At 73.7% G+C, this 16368-nt stretch carries 12 protein-coding genes and 1 pseudogene; 5 read left to right on the forward strand and 8 right to left on the reverse strand.

Translation table 11 applies throughout. The features are described from left to right. Window positions 1-3: 3 nt before the first annotated feature. The 4 genes from AB0I22_RS16210 to AB0I22_RS16225 all read right to left on the reverse strand — a co-directional run bounded on the left by AB0I22_RS16210 (window position 4) and on the right by AB0I22_RS16225 (window position 5343). Window positions 4-534 carry a YceI family protein gene (locus AB0I22_RS16210; protein ID WP_363131415.1) on the reverse strand — a complete coding sequence of 177 codons (531 nt, stop codon included), beginning with the start codon at window positions 532-534 and terminating at the stop codon, window positions 4-6. A 198-nt stretch (window positions 535-732) separates the two neighbouring features. Then, window positions 733-2190: an aldehyde dehydrogenase family protein gene (locus AB0I22_RS16215; protein ID WP_363131416.1), complete on the reverse strand. Its 1458-nt coding sequence runs from the start codon at window positions 2188-2190 to the stop codon at window positions 733-735. 36 nt (window positions 2191-2226) lie between these two features. Further along, entirely contained in the window at window positions 2227-3825 is a 1599-nt protein-coding gene (locus AB0I22_RS16220; RefSeq protein ID WP_363131417.1) for a thiamine pyrophosphate-dependent enzyme, read from the reverse strand. A gap of 42 nt (window positions 3826-3867) precedes the next feature. Further along, a complete protein-coding gene (locus AB0I22_RS16225; RefSeq protein WP_363131418.1) occupies window positions 3868-5343 on the reverse strand; it encodes an MFS transporter in 1476 nt (491 codons plus the stop codon). A 207-nt stretch (window positions 5344-5550) separates the two neighbouring features. Between AB0I22_RS16225 and AB0I22_RS16230 the strand changes: the two genes are divergently transcribed. From AB0I22_RS16230 to AB0I22_RS16250, 5 genes are all read left to right on the forward strand, one after another. Then, window positions 5551-6312, forward strand: a complete 762-nt coding sequence (locus tag AB0I22_RS16230) for an IclR family transcriptional regulator (protein WP_363131419.1) — start codon at window positions 5551-5553, stop codon at window positions 6310-6312. 467 nt (window positions 6313-6779) lie between these two features. Then, window positions 6780-7313, forward strand: a complete 534-nt coding sequence (locus tag AB0I22_RS16235) for a 2,4'-dihydroxyacetophenone dioxygenase family protein (protein WP_363131420.1) — start codon at window positions 6780-6782, stop codon at window positions 7311-7313. Further along, window positions 7310-9955 carry an MFS transporter gene (locus tag AB0I22_RS16240; protein ID WP_363131421.1) on the forward strand — a complete coding sequence of 882 codons (2646 nt, stop codon included), beginning with the start codon at window positions 7310-7312 and terminating at the stop codon, window positions 9953-9955. The genes AB0I22_RS16235 and AB0I22_RS16240 overlap by 4 nt, the downstream gene beginning before the upstream one ends. After that, on the forward strand, window positions 9952-10770 hold the full coding sequence (locus AB0I22_RS16245; RefSeq protein WP_363131422.1) for an SDR family NAD(P)-dependent oxidoreductase: 819 nt from the start codon (window positions 9952-9954) through the stop codon (window positions 10768-10770). Before AB0I22_RS16240 ends, AB0I22_RS16245 begins: the two co-directional genes overlap by 4 nt. A gap of 263 nt (window positions 10771-11033) precedes the next feature. Beyond that, the gene (locus AB0I22_RS16250; protein ID WP_363131423.1) at window positions 11034-12044 is read left to right on the forward strand and encodes a helix-turn-helix domain-containing protein; all 1011 of its coding nucleotides are present in this window, start codon (window positions 11034-11036) and stop codon (window positions 12042-12044) included. A 208-nt stretch (window positions 12045-12252) separates the two neighbouring features. Here AB0I22_RS16250 and AB0I22_RS16255 read toward each other — a convergent pair whose 3' ends face one another. From AB0I22_RS16255 to AB0I22_RS16270, 4 genes and pseudogenes are all read right to left on the reverse strand, one after another. Further along, window positions 12253-13995 (reverse strand): carbohydrate binding domain-containing protein, encoded by a 1743-nt coding sequence (locus tag AB0I22_RS16255; RefSeq protein WP_363131424.1) that lies wholly within the window; start codon window positions 13993-13995, stop codon window positions 12253-12255. A gap of 393 nt (window positions 13996-14388) precedes the next feature. Continuing rightward, the gene (locus tag AB0I22_RS16260; RefSeq protein WP_363131425.1) at window positions 14389-15054 is read right to left on the reverse strand and encodes a CatB-related O-acetyltransferase; all 666 of its coding nucleotides are present in this window, start codon (window positions 15052-15054) and stop codon (window positions 14389-14391) included. Window positions 15055-15263: 209 nt separating this feature from the next. Then, window positions 15264-15386: pseudogene (locus tag AB0I22_RS16265) on the reverse strand (3-hydroxybutyrate dehydrogenase); the annotation flags it as partial. Further along, window positions 15387-16199, reverse strand: a complete 813-nt coding sequence (locus AB0I22_RS16270; RefSeq protein WP_363131516.1) for a class I SAM-dependent methyltransferase — start codon at window positions 16197-16199, stop codon at window positions 15387-15389. Window positions 16200-16368: the final 169 nt, after the last annotated feature.

Below are 16368 nucleotides of genomic sequence, written 5' to 3' on the forward strand. Positions count from 1 at the left end.
GTGTCAGCGCACGGCGACGACTTCGAGAGCGATGTCGAGGCGGCGGCCCGTCATGCCCTTCGCGTTGGTCACGCCGAAGGCGTAGCGGTCGACGACGGCCGTCGCCCCGACGGTCAGCCGCGTGCCGTCGGCGGCCACGGTCGTGAGGGTCAACGCCATCGGCTGAGTGACGCCGCGTACGGTCAGCTCCCCGTGCACGGTGGTCTTCCCGGCGCCGCGCTCGGCGCCCCGGCCGCGGAAGCGGATCTCGGGGTGCGCCGCCGCGTCGAGGTAGTCGGCGGACCGTACGTGCTCGTCCCGCCTCCGGACGCCGCTCGCGAAACTGGCCGCGCGGATCACCGCCTCCACCTCGGAATCCCTCTCGGCGTCGGCTTCGGCGATCGAGATCTGCCCGTGGTCGACGGCGAAGGCGCCCCGCACCGGGAACAGCCCGAACATCGCGCGCGTGGTGAAGCGGATCGCCGACGCGTCCGGGTCGATGCGGTAGACGCCCGGCGGCGGTTCAGGTCGGCTGTCCGTATCCTCGGTCGCCATCGAAAGCGTCGCCTCCGGTCGTTTTCGGTCCCCTGTGGTCGTGTCAGCTTCGCGCGCCGCCCGGACAGTGGCAATCGCCGATCGCGCCGCTTCGCCGCGCCCGATGAGGCCGCTCCGTACGCTCCGTACGTGCTTCCGTGCGGGCGGGGCGCGGAAATGACTGCCGGGGCGGGCGGAGGCCGCCCGTCCGGTCCGGGTTCACATGGGGTATTCGGCCTGCGTCGCCCGTACGGTGATCCAGCGGGTCTCCGTGAACGCCTCGATGTTGGCCTCGCCGCCGAAGCGGGCCCCGGTGCCCGAGGCCGCCACGCCGCCGAAGGGCACGACGGCCTCGTCGCCCACGGTCTGGTCGTTGATGTGGACAAGGCCGGTCGGGATGCGTTCGGCGAGTTCCAGGCCCCGCATGACGTCCCGGGTGAGGATGCCCAGCGACAGCCCGTACTCGCTGTCCGCCGCCAGGGCGGCCGCCTCGTCGAGGGTGGCGAAGGGCCGTACGGGCGCGACCGGGCCGAAGACCTCCTCGCGGTACGCCGGGGAGGCGCCCGTCGGGTCGTCGAGCACGGTCGGGCGGTAGTACAGCTCCTCGTACGTGCCGCCCGCGGCCAGCCGGGCGCCGGCGGCCACGCTCGCCGTCACCAGCGCGTGGATCTTGTCGCGCTGCCCGGCGTCGATGACCGGGCCGAGGGCGACCTTCGCGGTGGCCGGGTCCCCCACCGGCAGGTGCGCGGCCTTCTCCGCGAGCCGTTCGGTGTACTCCGCCGCCACCGACTCGTGCACCAGGTGGCGGCCGGTGGTCATGCAGACCTGCCCCTGGTGGAAGAAGGAGCCCCAGGCCGCGGTGGACACGGCGCGTTCGAGGTCGGCGTCCGGCAGCACGATCAGCGCCGAGTTGCCGCCCAGTTCCAGGTGCGCGCGCTTGAGGTGGCGGGCCGCCGACTCGCCCACCGCGCGGCCGGCCGCCGTGGACCCGGTGAAGGAGACGATCCGCACGTGCGGGTCGGCGACGAGCGCGGCGCCCGCCTCCGCGCCGCCGGGCGCGAGGGACAGCACCCCCGGTTCCAGTCCGGCCTCCTCGAATACCCGCATGAGCCCCACGCCGCCGCTGACGGCGGTGCGCGGGTCGGGCTTGAGGACCACGGCGTTGCCGAGGGCCAGGGCCGGGGCCACCGACCGGATGGCGAGTACCAGCGGCACGTTGAACGGCGCGATCACCCCGACAACGCCGGCGGGCACGCGGCGGGCGAGGCTCAGCCGGGGCTGCGCGGACGGCAGGACCTGGCCCGTGGCGCGGGAGGCGAGCGCCGCGGCCTCGTAGCACTCCTGCGCCGCCGTCGCCGTCTCGAACCCGGCCTTGCCGCGGACGCTGCCGGCCTCCCGGACGATCCAGTCCTCTATCTCCCCGGCGTGCCGGGTGAACAGGTCGCCGGCCCGGCGCAGCACCGCGGCGCGTTCGGTGTACGGGGCGCGTGCCCAGGCGCGTTGCGCCTCGGCGGCGCGGGCGGCCGCGCGGGCGATGTCCGTGGCGTCGGCCGCGCCGACGCGTTCCAGCACGGCGCCGGTCGCGGGCTCGGTGACGGGCGCGTCGCCGCCGTGGGCCTCGGTCCATCCGCCGATGTTGATCCGGGCCGACCAGAGCACGGGATCGAGCAGGGACATGTGGATCACTCCTTGGTGGGCGGTGCGGGGCGGGGGTCAGGGCCGGAAGACGGCGTCGGCTGCCACGGCGACTTCCAGGACGAGCGGTTCGGTCCGGTCGGCCAGAGCGGGCAGCAGCGCGTCGAGTTCTCCGATGAGGGCGTCGTGGCCGGTGACGGTGCGGGCGGGGCAGCCGAGGGCCATGGCCATGCCGCTGACGCTGATCCCGTCGAAGGCGGGCCAGGGGGCCTTGCCGCCGTGGTGCTCGGCGAGCCGGTCCATGACCGCGTAGCGGCCGTTGGCGAGGATGACGAAGACGACGCCCACGCTGTAGTGCGCGGCGGTCCACAGCGCCTGCACCTGGTAGAGCGACGAGCCGTCGCCGACCACCGCGACCACGGGCCGCCGGGGCGCGCCCATCCGGACGCCGATCGCGGCGGGCAGTGCGAAGCCGAGGCCGCCCATCGCGGCGCTGAGGAATCCGAGCGGTCGCCGGGCCGGTATGAGGTCGTGGAGGTCCGGGCGGCTGGAGGGGGTCTCCTCCACGAGCACGGTGTCGGCGGGCAGCCGCTCGGCGAGGGCCGCCAGGACGTGGGCGGCGCGCAGCGGCTCTCCTGTGCGCGGCGGTTGTGGCGGCGGCTCGCGGCGTGGTGGCGCCGGGGCCCGGGTGCGTTCGGGTACGTGGGCCGCCAACTGGGCGCAGAAGGACGGGAGCGGGGCGATCACCGCGAGTTCCGCGGTGGCCCGCCGCGCCTCCTCGGGGTCGTCGGTGACGAGGGCGAACCGGGTGCCGTTCGGCGCCAAGGGGCCGCCGTGGTAGGGGGATTGGCGCAGTACGGGCGCGCCGACGGCCAGCACCAGGTCGTACGGCGCGAGGGTGTCGCGCAGCCGGACGCGGTCGGCGGGGAGGTGCCCGGCGAACAGCCGGTGGTCCTGGGGGAATCCGGCCCGCGCGCCGAAGGACTCCTGCCACACCGGGCAGGAGAGCCGCTCGGCGAGTGCGGTGAGCGCCTCCCAGGTGCCGGGGGCGTCCGCGCCGGCGCCCACGACGAGGGCGGGGGCGGCGGCCCCGGCGAGCAGCCGGGCGACTTCCCGTACGGCCGCGGGGTCGGCGGAGGCGCCGTGGCGCAGCAGGGCGGGTGCGGGGAGGGGCAGGTCCTCGGCGGTCGCGCTCCAGTCGTCCATGGGGACGATGACGAGTGCGGGGCCGCGGCCGGTACGGGCGGTGTGCGCGGCGCGGCCGATGGCGCCGGGCACGTCCTGGGCGCGCGGCGGTGTCTCGACGCCCACGGGGTAGTCGCCGCCGAGCCCCTCCAGCCGGCCGGCGAGGAAGGGTTCCTGGGCGAGGTGGCGGCGGTCCTGCTGGCCGACGACCACCACCATGGGGGCCCGGTTGGCGCGGGCCGTCGCCAGTGCGCCGACGGCGTTGCCGAGGCCGGCGGTGGTGTGCAGCAGGACGAAGGCGGGTTCGTCGCGGGCGAGGGCCCAGCCGGTGGCCGCGCCGACCACGGAGCCCTCGTGCAGGGCGAGCACGAAGCGCAGGTCCTGGGGCAGGTCGGCGAGGAACGGCACCTCGGTGGAGCCGGGGTTGGCGAAGACGGTGGTCAGGTTGTGGCGGCGCATGACGTCGAAGGCCGCTGCTCGTACGGTGCGCAAGGGGTCCTCCTTCCGGAGGCGGTTCGGGGGGAGCCTCGGGGTTCAGGGCACGGTGGCGGCGGGCGCTTCGGCGGTGCGGAGCGGGGTGCGGGCCCGTACGGCGGAGAGCAGGGCGAAGCCGGCGGCGACGATCGCGGCGTCCAGCCACAGGGCGGCGGTCCAGTCGCCGGTGCGGTCGCGGAGCGCGCCGCCGACGGCGGGGGCGAGGACGGCTCCCATCTCGCCGATGAGGTTTTCCATGCCGAAGGCGGAGCCGCGCATGCGCGGTTCGGCGATCTCGGCCGTCCAGGCGTGGCCGACGGGCTGGAGGGCGTTGAAGAACAGGCTCGCGGTGAACAGCAGCAGCCCCATGATCCACAGGGTGGGGCGGGCGGCGGCGGTCAGGTACCAGGCGAAGGCGACGGTGAGCAGGGCCTGGACGCCGGTGCAGGAGAGCATCACGGACTTGCGGCTCCAGCCGCGCCGCCGGGTGCGGTCCGAGAGCCAGCCGCCCGCCGGGAAACCGAGGAGTCCGGCGCCCGCGTTGAAGCCCGCGGTGAGGGCGGCGCTCATGAACGAGGAGTGGGCGGCTCCGGCGACGATGGACACCGACCAGAAGCTGAAGAACCACAGGTTCCACAGGATCGCGATGTTGGCGAGGTAGATCAGGTTCAGGTCGCGGTTCTTGAGCACCGGGCCGAGTTCGGTGCCTTTGCGGAACAGGGCGAGGAGCACCAGGGCGACGGCGAGGGCGACTTCGAGCAGGGCGATCCACAGGTCGGAGATGCCCGCCCGGTCGCCCAGCAGGTAGACGGCCATGATCAGAACCAGGGAGACGGCGGAGTACCCGGCGAGCCGCAGCGCGGCGCGGGCCACGTTCCGTGCGCGCAGGTGGGCGCGGAAGCGCACCGCGAGGAGGAGGGCCACGGCGAGCGTCGCGACGCCGAGGATCCAGAAGGCCATCCGCCAGGCCTCGGCGCGGGGCAGTACCTGCTTCCCGAGGCCGATGAAGTGGGGGGTGAAGACGGTGGCGACGGTGATGCCGAGCGCGAGGCCGGTGATGACCACGCCCATGCCCAGGCTGCGTTGGCGTTCGGGGGTGACCGCGGTGATCAGGGTGCGGTCGTTGGAGTAGAACGCGCCCTCGCCGAGGCCGGTGACGACGCGCAGCACGATGAACGTGACGAGGCCGCCCACGAGTCCGGTGACGATGGTGGCCACCCCGGCCCACACCAGGCTGACGACGATGAGCGTGCGGTGGCCGTGGCGGTCGCCGAGGTAGCCGCCGGGGAACTGGGTGAGCATGTAGCCGGCGAAGAACAGGCCGCCGATGAGGCCGCCGAGCGCGTGCGGGTGGCGCGCGTCCGCGAGGAACCCGACGCCGTTGTCGATCATCCAGGTGACGACGGGCCCGGTCACGGCCCGGTCGGCGGCGCTCACCGTCCAGCCGAGGAGGAGCAGCAGCCACAGCGTGTGCCAGGGCTGGAGCCGACGGCCGGCCGGTGCGGGGCTCAGGGTGTCCTCGGAGGCATCCTGCATGGGGGTCTCCAGATGGGCGAGGCGGTCGCGAGGGGCGGTCCGATGCGGCACGACCGGTCGGCGCCGGCACCGCTCCGCCCGACGAAGCCTTCCACTGTGTTCCGCAGCGCGGAATCCTCTGATGTCGGCGGGTCGGCAGGTGGCGTCGGGCCCGACTGTAAGTCGTACCGCTCGCCCTGCGGAACGGCCCCCAGTACTCTTTCTGCTATGCCGAACACGTCCGGCGACGCCTACGGCGCCAGCTCCGTGGCCAACGCCCTGCGCACCCTCGTCTACCTGCGCGGGCAAGGGTCCGTACGCGTCACCGACGTCAGCGACCATCTGGGAGTCGCCCGTTCCACCGCCCACCGGCTGCTCTCCACGCTCCGCGCGCACGGCTTCGTCGAACAGGAGCCGGGCGGCCGCCGCTACCGCCCCGGGCCCGCCCTGGCCGGCCTGGCCCGTACCGGCCGCGACGAGCGCGATCTCATCCGCGTCGCCCGCCCCCAGCTGGAATGGCTGCGCGACGCGACCGCGGAGACCACCAATCTGCTGGTGCTGGCCGGGCCCGACTCCTTCTTCCTTGACGGCGTGGAGAGTTCGCAGCAGCTGCGCGTCGCCCAGCGCACCGGCGATCACGTACCGGCCTACGCGACGGCCGGCGGCAAGGCGCTGCTGAGCGAGCTGTCACCGGAGGCGCTGCGGATGCGCTACCCCACCGGGCTGGCCCCGCTCACCCCCGCCACCCTCCCCGACGTGGACGCGCTCGCCGCCGACCTCGCGGCCTGCCGCCGCCGGGGCTACGCGCTCAACCTCGACGAGAGCGTCACCGACGTGCAGGGCATCGGCGTCGGCATCCGCGACAGGCTGGGCAACTGCGTCGCCGCGGTCACGATCGCCGCTCCTTCCACCCGGCTGGGCCGTGCCCGCGCCGCCCGACTCGCCCCGCTGGTGCGGCAGGCGGCGGAGAGGATCACGGCGGGGCTCTGACTGGCTGCTCGGGGGCATTCGGGGCGGCAGACGGCGGCCGGCCGTCTGCCGGGGGGGCGCGGCCCTCGCCGTCGGCCGGGGTGGGTGCGAGATCGCCGTCGGCCGGAGTGGGTGCGAGATCGCCGCCCGCCGGGGCGCGGCCTCGCCGTCCGTCGGTAGGCAGTCCCACCATCGCCGCGACACGATCCGCGCCGCCGGGCCGGGCCCACCCTCGCGGCACCACCACTCGTACCCTCGCCCCCGCCGTCGCGGCGGCGCATGTCCCGAACAGGCAAGCGGAGATGTCCGCCTGAGGAAAGACACGGCCGCGCCGCCGGGGTTCACTGCCGAATCCGGGGCCGAACTCGGGGCCGAAGCCGTTGCCTGGCAACGGACTTGGCACCGGACTTGGGGCCGGACCACGTCCCCGGACAAGACCCGAGACCTGCCCCCGGAACCGAATACCGAACGACGGAGCGGAGCCCACCATGCCCGAGGCGCCCGGCAACGAGTTCTGGAAGGACCTCAAGCCGATCCGGAACTCCTTCAAACCCGACGCACTGCCCGAGGTCTATCTCGCCCAGGCGGCCACCGACGACGACCGCTACTACGTGCCGTTCACCGAGACCGTCGGTTCGCGGCCGCTGTGGATCAACGTGAAGGACAACTCCTGGGCCGACATCCTGCGGGCGCGGGAGGCCGGGCTGGTCAACCGGCACTACCACCCGCACGAGGTGTTCGCGTACACGATCTCCGGCACCTGGGGCTACCTCGAACGGCCCTGGACCGCGCGCGCCGGCGACTTCGTGTACGAGGCGCCGGGCGAGGGCCACACCCTGGTGTCGTACGACAGCGGCGAGCCGATGAAGACGCTCTTCATCGTGAAGGGTCCGCTGATCTGGCTGGACGAGAACGGCGAGAGCGCCGGGTACTTCGACGTCCACGACTACATCGCCATGTGCCGCGCCCACTACGAGCGGGTGGGCCTCGGCGCCGACCACGTCGATTCGCTGTTCCGATGACCCGGACGCCGTCCCCGCCGCCGGACGGCGCGGCCCGGGCGTACGAGAACAGGCTGCTGCTGATTCTCTTCCTGGCCTTCGGCTTCGTCTTCTTCGACCGGCAGGCGCTGTCCTTCCTGGCCCCTTTCATCAGCGATGACTTTCACCTCTCCAACACCCAACTGGGCACACTGTCCGGCGTGTTGGCGCTCACCTGGGCACTGTCGGGGCTGCTGTGCGGCCGGCTGTCGGACAAGCTCGGCCGGCGCAAACCGCTCCTGATCACGGCCGTCGTGCTCTTCTCCTGCTTCTCGGCGGCGGGCGGGCTGGTCACCGGGTTCGCGGGCCTGCTTCTCGCCCGGGCGCTCATGGGAGTGGCGGAGGGCGCTGTCCTGCCGCTGTCACAGTCGCTGATGGTGGAGGCGTCACGGGCGGAGCGCCGCGGCCTGAACATGGGGCTGCTCCAAGGCTCTTCGGCCGGACTGCTGGGCGGCATCCTCTCGCCGCTGGCCGTGGTGTGGGTCGCGGGCCACTACGGCTGGCGGACGGCGTTCCTCCTGACGATCGTCCCCGGGCTGCTCGTCGCGGCCTGGATCGGGCGGTCCGTACGGGAACGGCCGCCGGGCCCCCGCGCACCGGCCGCGCCCGTCGCCGCCGCGCCCGACGCCACCGCGCCCGACATCAGCGTGTCGGACACCTCCGTGTCCGCCACCGCCGCGCCGGCCAGCGACCGCCTCTCCATACGGGAGCTGCTGCGGCACAGGAACATCGTGCTGTGCGTGCTGGCCGCCTGCTGCTATCTGACCTGGTTCATCGTCATCATCACGTTCACGCCCACCTATCTCCAGGACGTCAAGGGCTTCTCGGCCGGAACCATGAGCCGCGTGATGACCTGCTTCGGCGTGGCGTGGGTGTTGTGGGGCTTCGTCACTCCGGCGATCTCCGACCGCATCGGCCGCAGGCAGACCATGATCCTCTTCAGCGCGGTCGCCGCCGTCTGTCCGCTCGCCGTGGTGTACCTCGACGGACCGCTGGTGCTCGGCGCGGTCGTGGTGCTCACCTACACCGGCCTGGGCTGCTTCACCCTGATCATGGCCACCATCCCCGCCGAGACAGTGCCCCGCGGTTCGCTGGCCACGGCCCTCGGACTCGTCATGGGGGCCGGCGAACTGGCGGGCGGGTTCCTCGCCCCGGTGATCGCCGGACGCGCCTCGGACGCCTGGGGACCGCAGATCGCCATGTTCATCTCCGCGGGCGGCGCGGTGCTCGTGGTGCTGCTCTCCTTCGGCCTGCGCGAGACGGCCCCGGAGGTGCTCAAGCGACGGGCGGCCAGGGAGGCGGCCCGCGCCCAAAGCACGGCGGCGGGTACAGGTATGGGTACGGGCGCGGATGCCCGTAAGGCCCCGGACCCGGATACGGACGACGCTGATGCCCGTACGGCCGGGGGCGCGGATACGGGCGACGAGGACGCTCGTACGGACACGGGCCCCAGCCCTGACTCCGCCCCTGCCCCTGCCCCTGGTCCCGGCCAGGGCTCCAGCGGGCCGGGCGGGCGGCGGATGCGTGCCGCGGTCTGGTACGGGCCGGGGGACGTCCGCGTCGTCGAGCGGTCCGTGCCCGAACCCGGCCCCGGCGAGGTCCTGGTGGCGGTCGCGTACTGCGGCATCTGCGGCAGCGACCTGCACGAGTACGCCGACGGGCCGCACGCCATCCCCGTCGCCGCGCCGCACCCCGCGTCCGGCACGAAGGCCCCGCTCGTACTCGGCCATGAGTTCTGCGGGACCGTGGCGGCCCTCGGCCCGTCCGTGGCAGGTCTCGCCGTGGGCGACAGCGTGGCGGTCGAACCCCACTACCGGTGCGGCGACTGCCCGCGCTGCCGGGCCGGGGAGTACAACATCTGCCGGCACTTCGGTTTCGCCGGTCTGATGGGCGACGGCGGCCTGGCCGAATTCGCCGCGCTGCCCGCTTATATGGTGCACCGGCTCCCCCCGGACGTCCCGCTGGAGCAGGCGGCGCTCTTCGAGCCCGCCTCGGTCGCCCTGCACGCACTGCGGCGCGCCGGGACCGCTCCCGCAGCCCTCGCGGTCGTCGGGCTCGGCCCGATCGGCCTGCTGACGGTACGGCTCGCGGCCGAGCGCGGCGTGCCGCGGATCATCGCCGCCGATGTCGCCCCGGACCGGCTGGAGCTGGCGGCACGGCTGGGTGCGACCGACACGGTGGACGCCGGACGGGCGGGCGGCGCGGACGGCGCCGGCGCGGCGATTCGCGAGCTGGCCGGCGGGGAGGGCGTCGACGTCGCGTTCGAGGTGGTGGGGTCGGAGGACGCGCTCGGCACCTGCCTGGCCGCGACGCGGCGCGGCGGCCGGGTCGTTCTGGTCGGCCTGGGCCGCCACGTGCGGCTCGACGCCTACGCCCTGGTCAACAACGAGCAGTCCATCATCGCCAGCGTCGGCTACCGCGACACCTACCCCGAGCTCATCCGCCTGGTCGGGCGGGGCGGCGTGGACCTCACGCCCGTGGTGACCTCGACCGTGGCGCTCGACGACGTGGTCGCCGACGGTCTGCGCCCGCTCTCCCAGGGGCCGGGCGGGCAGATCAAGATCCTGGTGAGACCGACCGCCGCCCGGCTCTCCCCCGCCGACGGACCGGAGCCCGCGCAATGACCGACGCGACGACGGACGTGACGACGGATGCGGCGACAGACGCGACGACGGACTCGTCCGCCCCGATGGCCGGCCCCTTCGCTCCGGACTCCTTCGCCCCGGACTCCTTCGCCGGCCGGAGCGTGCTGATCACCGGCGGCACCTCGGGCATCGGCGCCGCGACGGCCGTGCTCCTCGCCGAACTGGGCGCGGAGGTACGGGCGCTCGGTCTGCCGCCCGTCTCCCCTCGTGAACTGCCCCGCCACGAACGCGTCCGCATCGTGGAACAGGACGTCACCGACCGGGACGGGTTCGCCCGCCGGGTCGCCGAGTGCGGCCGCCTCGACTGCCTGGTCTCCTGCGCGGGCGTCAGCCGGGACCGCGCGGAGTACGGGCGCGGGGCCTGGGACCACGTACTGGCGGTGAACCTGAACGCGACCATGACGGCCTGTCAGGCGGCCCGCCCGCTGCTCGCGCGGGGCGGCGGGAGCATCGTGACCGTCTCGTCGATGTTCGCCCTCTTCGGCAGCCGCGACCGGCCCGCCTACAGCGCGAGCAAGGGCGGCATAACCCAGCTGACCCGGTCCCTGGCCGCCGAGTACGCGGCCGACGGCATCCGGGTCAACGCCGTCGCACCGGGTTTCGTCACCACCCCGCTCGCCCGAGGCGTCCTGGACGATCCGGACGCGGCGCGGGCGGTGCTCTCCCGCCTCCCGCTCGGGCGGCTGGGGAGGCCGCGCGAGGTCGCGTCGGTCATCGCGTTCCTGTGCTCGGCGGCAGCCGCGTACGTGACCGGGGCCGTCCTCGCGGTCGACGGCGGCTACTCGGCCGTATGAGAGGCGGCCGTATGAGAAGCGGCCGGCCGGGATGATCGACCGGCAGGGCCGCCTCACGCGTGCGGGAGCCCCCGCCGACCGGGAGGGGCATGGTCTGCCCGGCCGTCGCCGAAGAGCCGCCCGGCCGTTCAAGGGCGCGGCCCGGAGTGCTGGCCGTGGCCCGCGCCGGGCGTTACGCTGCGGCTGCCCCGGACCGGGCGCGGGAGCCACGGGGCACGTACGCGCCTCACGCGGCGGGCAGGCGCACGGCAAGGAGGCCCCCGATGCCCGAGCACACCACCCCCGCGGTCCCGGCCGTACCGGCAGCGTCGACGGTATCGGCCGTCTCGACTGTCTCGACTGTCTCGACGCAGTCCGTGGACCCGGCCGACCGGGTCGAGCTGTGGGAGGACTACAACCGGCGGGCCCTGGTGGGTCTGACGTGTTCGCCGTACTCCGAGCAGGGCCTCGTGGCGCGGCAGACCAACTTCCGGCTCGGCGGGCTGCGGCTGGCCGAGATCACCGGCAACGAGCACGTCATCGAGCGGACCGCGAAGACCTGCCGGGCGCTGCCCAAGGACTCGGTCTTCGCCTCCCTGCTGGTGTCCGGCCAGGGCGTCTTCTTCCACGGCGGCGGCTGCCTCACCCCGGCGGCGGGCGACCTGGTCCTCTACGACACCCGGCGCTCGTATCTCTTCGGCTTCCCGTGCGCCATGCGGCAGTTGCTGGTGGACATCCCGCGCGAGGTGTTCACGGAGAGCTGCGCAGCCGGGGGCGTGCCGACGCCGCTGCTGTTCGGCGGGCGGTCGGCGGCCGAGGGCGCGCTGGTCTCCGCGCTGCGCTCGGTGCTGGCGGACTGGGCCGCGCGCGGCGGTACGGGCGACCCGGCCGCCACGGCGGCCATCGTGCTGGACCTGGTCCGTTCGCTGGCGGGTCCCCGGCTGGGCGGCGGTGCGGCGACGGCCGGGCGGGCGTCGCGGCTGGCCGTGGCGGAGGACTACATCGGCCGGCATCTGGCCGATCCGGGGCTCAGCGCCGGGCGGGTGGCCGAGGCGATCGGGGTGTCCGCCCGGCAACTGAGCCGGATCTTCGAGCCGTCCGGGGTGAGCCCGTCCCGCCGCATCCTCGAACTGCGGCTGGCCGGGGCCCGCGAGCAGCTGGCGGACGACGGCTCCCGCCGGCTGACGGTCGCCGAGATCGCCCACCGCTGGGGCTTCGCCAGCCAGGCCCACTTCACACGGGTCTTCGGCGAACGCTTCGGCCGCACGCCCGGCGCGGCCCGGCCCGGCCCGTAACGACGACGCCGCCGCCGGTACGGGCGTACGGCCCGGCGCACGTCCAGGCATCCGCCCGACACGCCTGGCTCCGGCCCGCACGCACCTGCGCCCGCGCCCGGGCCCCGCATGCGGCCCTGCGCGCAGCCCCACATGCGGCCCGCCCTGACCGCCGTCAGGGCGGGCCGGATACGTACGTAGTCGACCCCGTACGCGGAGCGACGCGGCGTCAGCTGATGGCGAAGTCGTCCGCGTACACGCTGTTCTGCCCGTACCAGCCGTGGGTGTAGACGGTGACCGTGCCGGTGGCCCCGGTGGTGAAGGGGACGGTGAGCTTGGTCCAGGCAGTGGCGGCGGACCAGGCGCTCGCGGTGGCCTCGCCCTTGACGCCGATGTAGGCGTAGCCGCCCTGCACCCAGCCGGTCAGGTTGTAGCGGGTGTTGGGGTTCAGGGTGAGCGTCTGCGCGCATTCGCCGGTCTGGCTCCCGGTCGGCGAGACGCGCAGCGCGTGGCTGCCGGAGTGCGCCGGGCTGTCCACCACCGCGCCGCCCGGCTGGCAGGTCCACGGGCCGAGGCCGCCGGTCTCGAAGCCGCCGTTGGCCGGGGTGCCCCCGCCGCCGGGACCGGTGACGGTCAGGGTGTACGTGGAGGAGTGGCTGACGGCCCCGGCCGTGCCCTTGACCGTGATCGGGTAGGTGCCGGGGACGGCGGTCGCGGCGGTGGTGACGGTGAGCTTGGCCGTTCCGCCCGCCGTCACGCTCGTCGGATCGATGGTGGCCGTGACGCCGGCCGGGGCTCCCTGGACGGTCAGTTCGATGCGCTTGGCGGTGCCGTTGGTGACGGCGGTGTTCACGGTCGCGGTGGCGGAGCCGCCCTGGGGCAGGGTCGCGGAGCCGGGCGCCGTGCCGAGGGAGAAGTCGTCGGCGGCGGGCCCGCCGCCGGTGAACGGTGCGAAGGCGTGGCTGAAGAACCAGGTGTCCTGCTCGATGCCCGAGCAGGTGTCGGAGCCGCCGGTGCCGGGGCAGCCGCCGTTGTCACGCTGGAGCGCCCAGAAGGAGAGGGTGTTGATGCCCTTCTCGACAGCCCAGTTGTAGACGGTGGCGGCGTCGGCTTTGGTGAACGTCTCACCCGGGCCGTAGTCGTCGATGCCGGGCATCTCGGTGACGCCGATCATGCCCCACAGCTGTGCGGGGCTCTTGCCGGGGTAGAGCTGGGCGAGCTGGCCGTGCAGCCCGGCGGCGGCACGCTGGGTGTCGAGGGCCATCTGGTGGGTGGCGCCGTCGTAGTAGTCGAAGGTCATGAGGTTGACGACGTCGACGCGGGCGCCGTTGCTCACCGCGTTGCGCAGGACGGCCAGTCCGCTGTCCGCGAGGCCGCTCGTCGTCGTGGGGAGGGTGTACGAGAACTGGATGGAGCGGCCGTTCGCCGCGGCCCAGTCCTGCACCTTCTTGATGGCCTTGTTGCGGCGGTCGATGCCGGCGCTGTTGGTGAGGGAGTTGTCCTCGATGTCGAGGTCGATGCGGGGGATGTCGTAGGTGGTGATGACCTTCTCGAACGCGGCGGCTATCGCGTCGACGTCCGTGCAGCTGTCGGCGATCTCCGTGCCCTCGTGGGTCGCGGTGTAGCCGCCGAAGGACGGGATGACGTCCCCGCCGCGCGAGCGGATGGTGGTGAAGTCGGGGCCGAAGACCTCGGGCGAGACCGGCTGGGACTGGTTGCCGTTCCAGTACGGGGTGCAGGAGCCCTTGGTGGCGGCCTGTATAAACGCCATGGTCAGGTACTTCGCCCCGGACTTCGCGGCGAGGTCGGCGGGGCTGTCGTTGCTGTACGCCTCGAAGTACGGCGCGAATACGTGCGGGGGCAGGGCGGTGGCCGCGTGGGCCGTCCCGCCGGCCCCCAGGGCCAGACCCGCCGAGGCGGCGAGCGTGGCCATCGCGGTGAGGCAGGTCCGGAGCGGTCTGAAACGTCTCATGCATACTCCCGGTGGGTGGGACGGCGCGTGTGCGGCGCGCCGCCGCTGCCCTGTGCACGGCCGGTCGGCTGCGCGCGGGACAGCGGTACTGGACGTACGGGAGGAACCGGCTTCCGTGGCCGGGCGGGCCTGCGCCCGATGCGGACCGCCCGGCTCGTGAAGCGACTCACATGATTGGACTAGACCAAGCCCCCGTCAAGGTTTTCGGACAACTCACGGACAACTGACGGGCGAATGACGGGCGGCTGTCGGCCGGTCGGCAGCCGTCTACGGGCGACTGACGACTGACCGGCAGCCGCCTACGGGCAACTGGCAACTGGCCGACAGTCGCCTACGGACGTCTCACGACCGGCCGCTGGGACGCGAGCGACGGGAACGGCGGGAACGGCGGGGCTACCGGCCCTCCGCGCGTCCCGGCGCCACGGCCTCAAGAGCTTCCACGTTCCCGGACATGATGGTGCGGATGTGCTCGGTGATGTGCTCTGCGGGCCAGTCCCACCAGGCGAGCGACAGCAGCCGATCGACGGTCGCGTCGTCGAAGCGGCGCCGGATGAGCCGGGCCGGGTTGCCGCCGACGATGCCGTAGTCCGGCACGTCGTCGACGACCACGGAACCCGAGGCGATGACCGCGCCGTGGCCGATCCGGACGCCGGGCATGACCGTGGTCCGGTACCCGAACCAGACGTCGTTGCCCACCACGGTGTCACCTCGGCCGGGCAGCCCGGTGATGAGGTCGAAGTGGTCGGTCCAGGAACCGCCCATGATCGGGAAGGGGAAGGTCGAGGGCCCGTCCATACGGTGGTTGGCGCCGTTCATGATGAACCGCACCCCCTCGCCCAGCGCGCAGAACTTCCCGATGACCAGCTTCTCCGGCCCGTAGTGGTACAGCACGTTGCGCGTTTCGAACGCCTCCGGGTCGTCCGGGTCGTCGTAGTAGGAGAACTCCCCCACCTCGATCAGCGGAGACGTGACCAGCGGCTTGAGCAGCACCACGCGCGGCTGTCCGGGCATCGGATGGACCACGGTGGGGTCGGCGGGAAGTGGGGAGACGGCAGACATGGCGGATCAGGCTCCTCGGAGGACGGGTACGACCCGTTCATGATCGCAATGGCCCCCGCCGCAGGCGATCCATTTCCCGTCGCCGCCCTTTCCATCGCCGCCTTTCCCTCACCGCCCGGGGATGCCGCTGAGACCGTCGTACGAGGCGAGGACCGCCTTCCCGGACGAGCCGAGGCCCGGTTTCGGCGACGCGCGCGGGGCGGGGCGGCTCAGTGCGCGGTCCAGCCGCCGTCCATGGCCAGCGAAGCGCCGGTGGCGAAGGAACTGCGCGAGCCGCAGAGACAGGCGACGGCCTCGGCGGGCTCGACCAGATGCTTCAGCCGGGAAGCTCTCTACCGGCGGACCGCCGAGATCAATCCGCCGGGCCGCTCCTCGCGCTGCGGCGGGGTACTGATCGGGCGGCCGTAGGCGGCAGCGCGCTCGCGCAGGGTGTGACTGTCGGCCTCCCAGCCGTGCCCGGCCAGCCAGCCCACCGGGTCGTCGGGCATCTCCCAGACCCACATGGACGCCGCCGACCCCGGCGCGGCGTCCGCGCCGAAGCGCTCGACCGCGCCGCGCGAGCCCAATGTCAGCCCCATCCGGCTGCCTGCCGCCGACTGCGCGCCGATCCGGGCCAGCAGCAGTTCCACCGCGTCCTCGGGCAGATAGATCAGCAGCCCTTCGGCGATCCACGCGGTCGGCGCCGCCGGGTCGTGCCCTGCTGCGGCCAGCGCGCCTGGCCAGTCCTCACGCAGATCCGCCGCGACGGCGATCCGCTCACAGCGCGCGACGGCCCGCTCCTGGCGCAGCACCGAAGCCTTGAAGTCCAGCGGCGCGGCGGTGTCGACCTCGAACAGCCGGGTGCCCTCGGGCCAGTCCATCCGGAAGGCCCGGCTGTCCATACCGGCGCCGAGGAGCACGACCTGCCGGACCCCGGAAGCGGAGGCCTGCCGCAACAGGTCGTCGAGGAACATCGTCCTGATGACGATGGAGAACGACACGGCCAGCCGGCGGCGTCGCGCGGCCTCGTCATCGGGCGGCGGCGAGGAGGGCCACAGGCCGCCGGCGGTGGCGAAAGCCCGTGCCAGTGGATCACGGAACAGGGCGTTCTCCCGCTCGGTCTCCAGCGCCCGCACCCTGGCCGCCCCCACCGCCGTGGCCCACACTCCCGACGGCCGCCCCCGCTCCTGCTCATCAGTCACCGCGCCAGCCTAGATAACCGATCCCAAGGGTCCTGATGAGGGGAGACCAGCCTCATGCGCGGCGGCCCGCTCGACGGGCTCCGCCAGGCCCGCGCCGCCCCGGTCCGGCGCCCGTACATACTCCCGTGCACAG

This window comes from Streptomyces sp. NPDC050610 (assembly GCF_040654875.1).
Taxonomy (GTDB): Bacteria; Actinomycetota; Actinomycetes; order Streptomycetales; family Streptomycetaceae; genus Streptomyces.

What these genes read in the sequence shown, in the direction of transcription:
- AB0I22_RS16210 (WP_363131415.1), bottom strand. Translation starts at nt 534, where the DNA reads ATGGCGACCGAGGATACGGACAGCCGACCTGAACCGCCGCCGGGCGTC.
- AB0I22_RS16215 (WP_363131416.1), bottom strand. Translation starts at nt 2,190, where the DNA reads ATGTCCCTGCTCGATCCCGTGCTCTGGTCGGCCCGGATCAACATCGGC.
- AB0I22_RS16225 (WP_363131418.1), bottom strand. Translation starts at nt 5,343, where the DNA reads ATGCAGGATGCCTCCGAGGACACCCTGAGCCCCGCACCGGCCGGCCGT.
- AB0I22_RS16230 (WP_363131419.1), top strand. Translation starts at nt 5,551, where the DNA reads ATGCCGAACACGTCCGGCGACGCCTACGGCGCCAGCTCCGTGGCCAAC.
- AB0I22_RS16235 (WP_363131420.1), top strand. Translation starts at nt 6,780, where the DNA reads ATGCCCGAGGCGCCCGGCAACGAGTTCTGGAAGGACCTCAAGCCGATC.
- AB0I22_RS16240 (WP_363131421.1), top strand. Translation starts at nt 7,310, where the DNA reads ATGACCCGGACGCCGTCCCCGCCGCCGGACGGCGCGGCCCGGGCGTAC.
- AB0I22_RS16245 (WP_363131422.1), top strand. Translation starts at nt 9,952, where the DNA reads ATGACCGACGCGACGACGGACGTGACGACGGATGCGGCGACAGACGCG.
- AB0I22_RS16250 (WP_363131423.1), top strand. Translation starts at nt 11,034, where the DNA reads ATGCCCGAGCACACCACCCCCGCGGTCCCGGCCGTACCGGCAGCGTCG.
- AB0I22_RS16255 (WP_363131424.1), bottom strand. Translation starts at nt 13,995, where the DNA reads ATGAGACGTTTCAGACCGCTCCGGACCTGCCTCACCGCGATGGCCACG.
- AB0I22_RS16260 (WP_363131425.1), bottom strand. Translation starts at nt 15,054, where the DNA reads ATGTCTGCCGTCTCCCCACTTCCCGCCGACCCCACCGTGGTCCATCCG.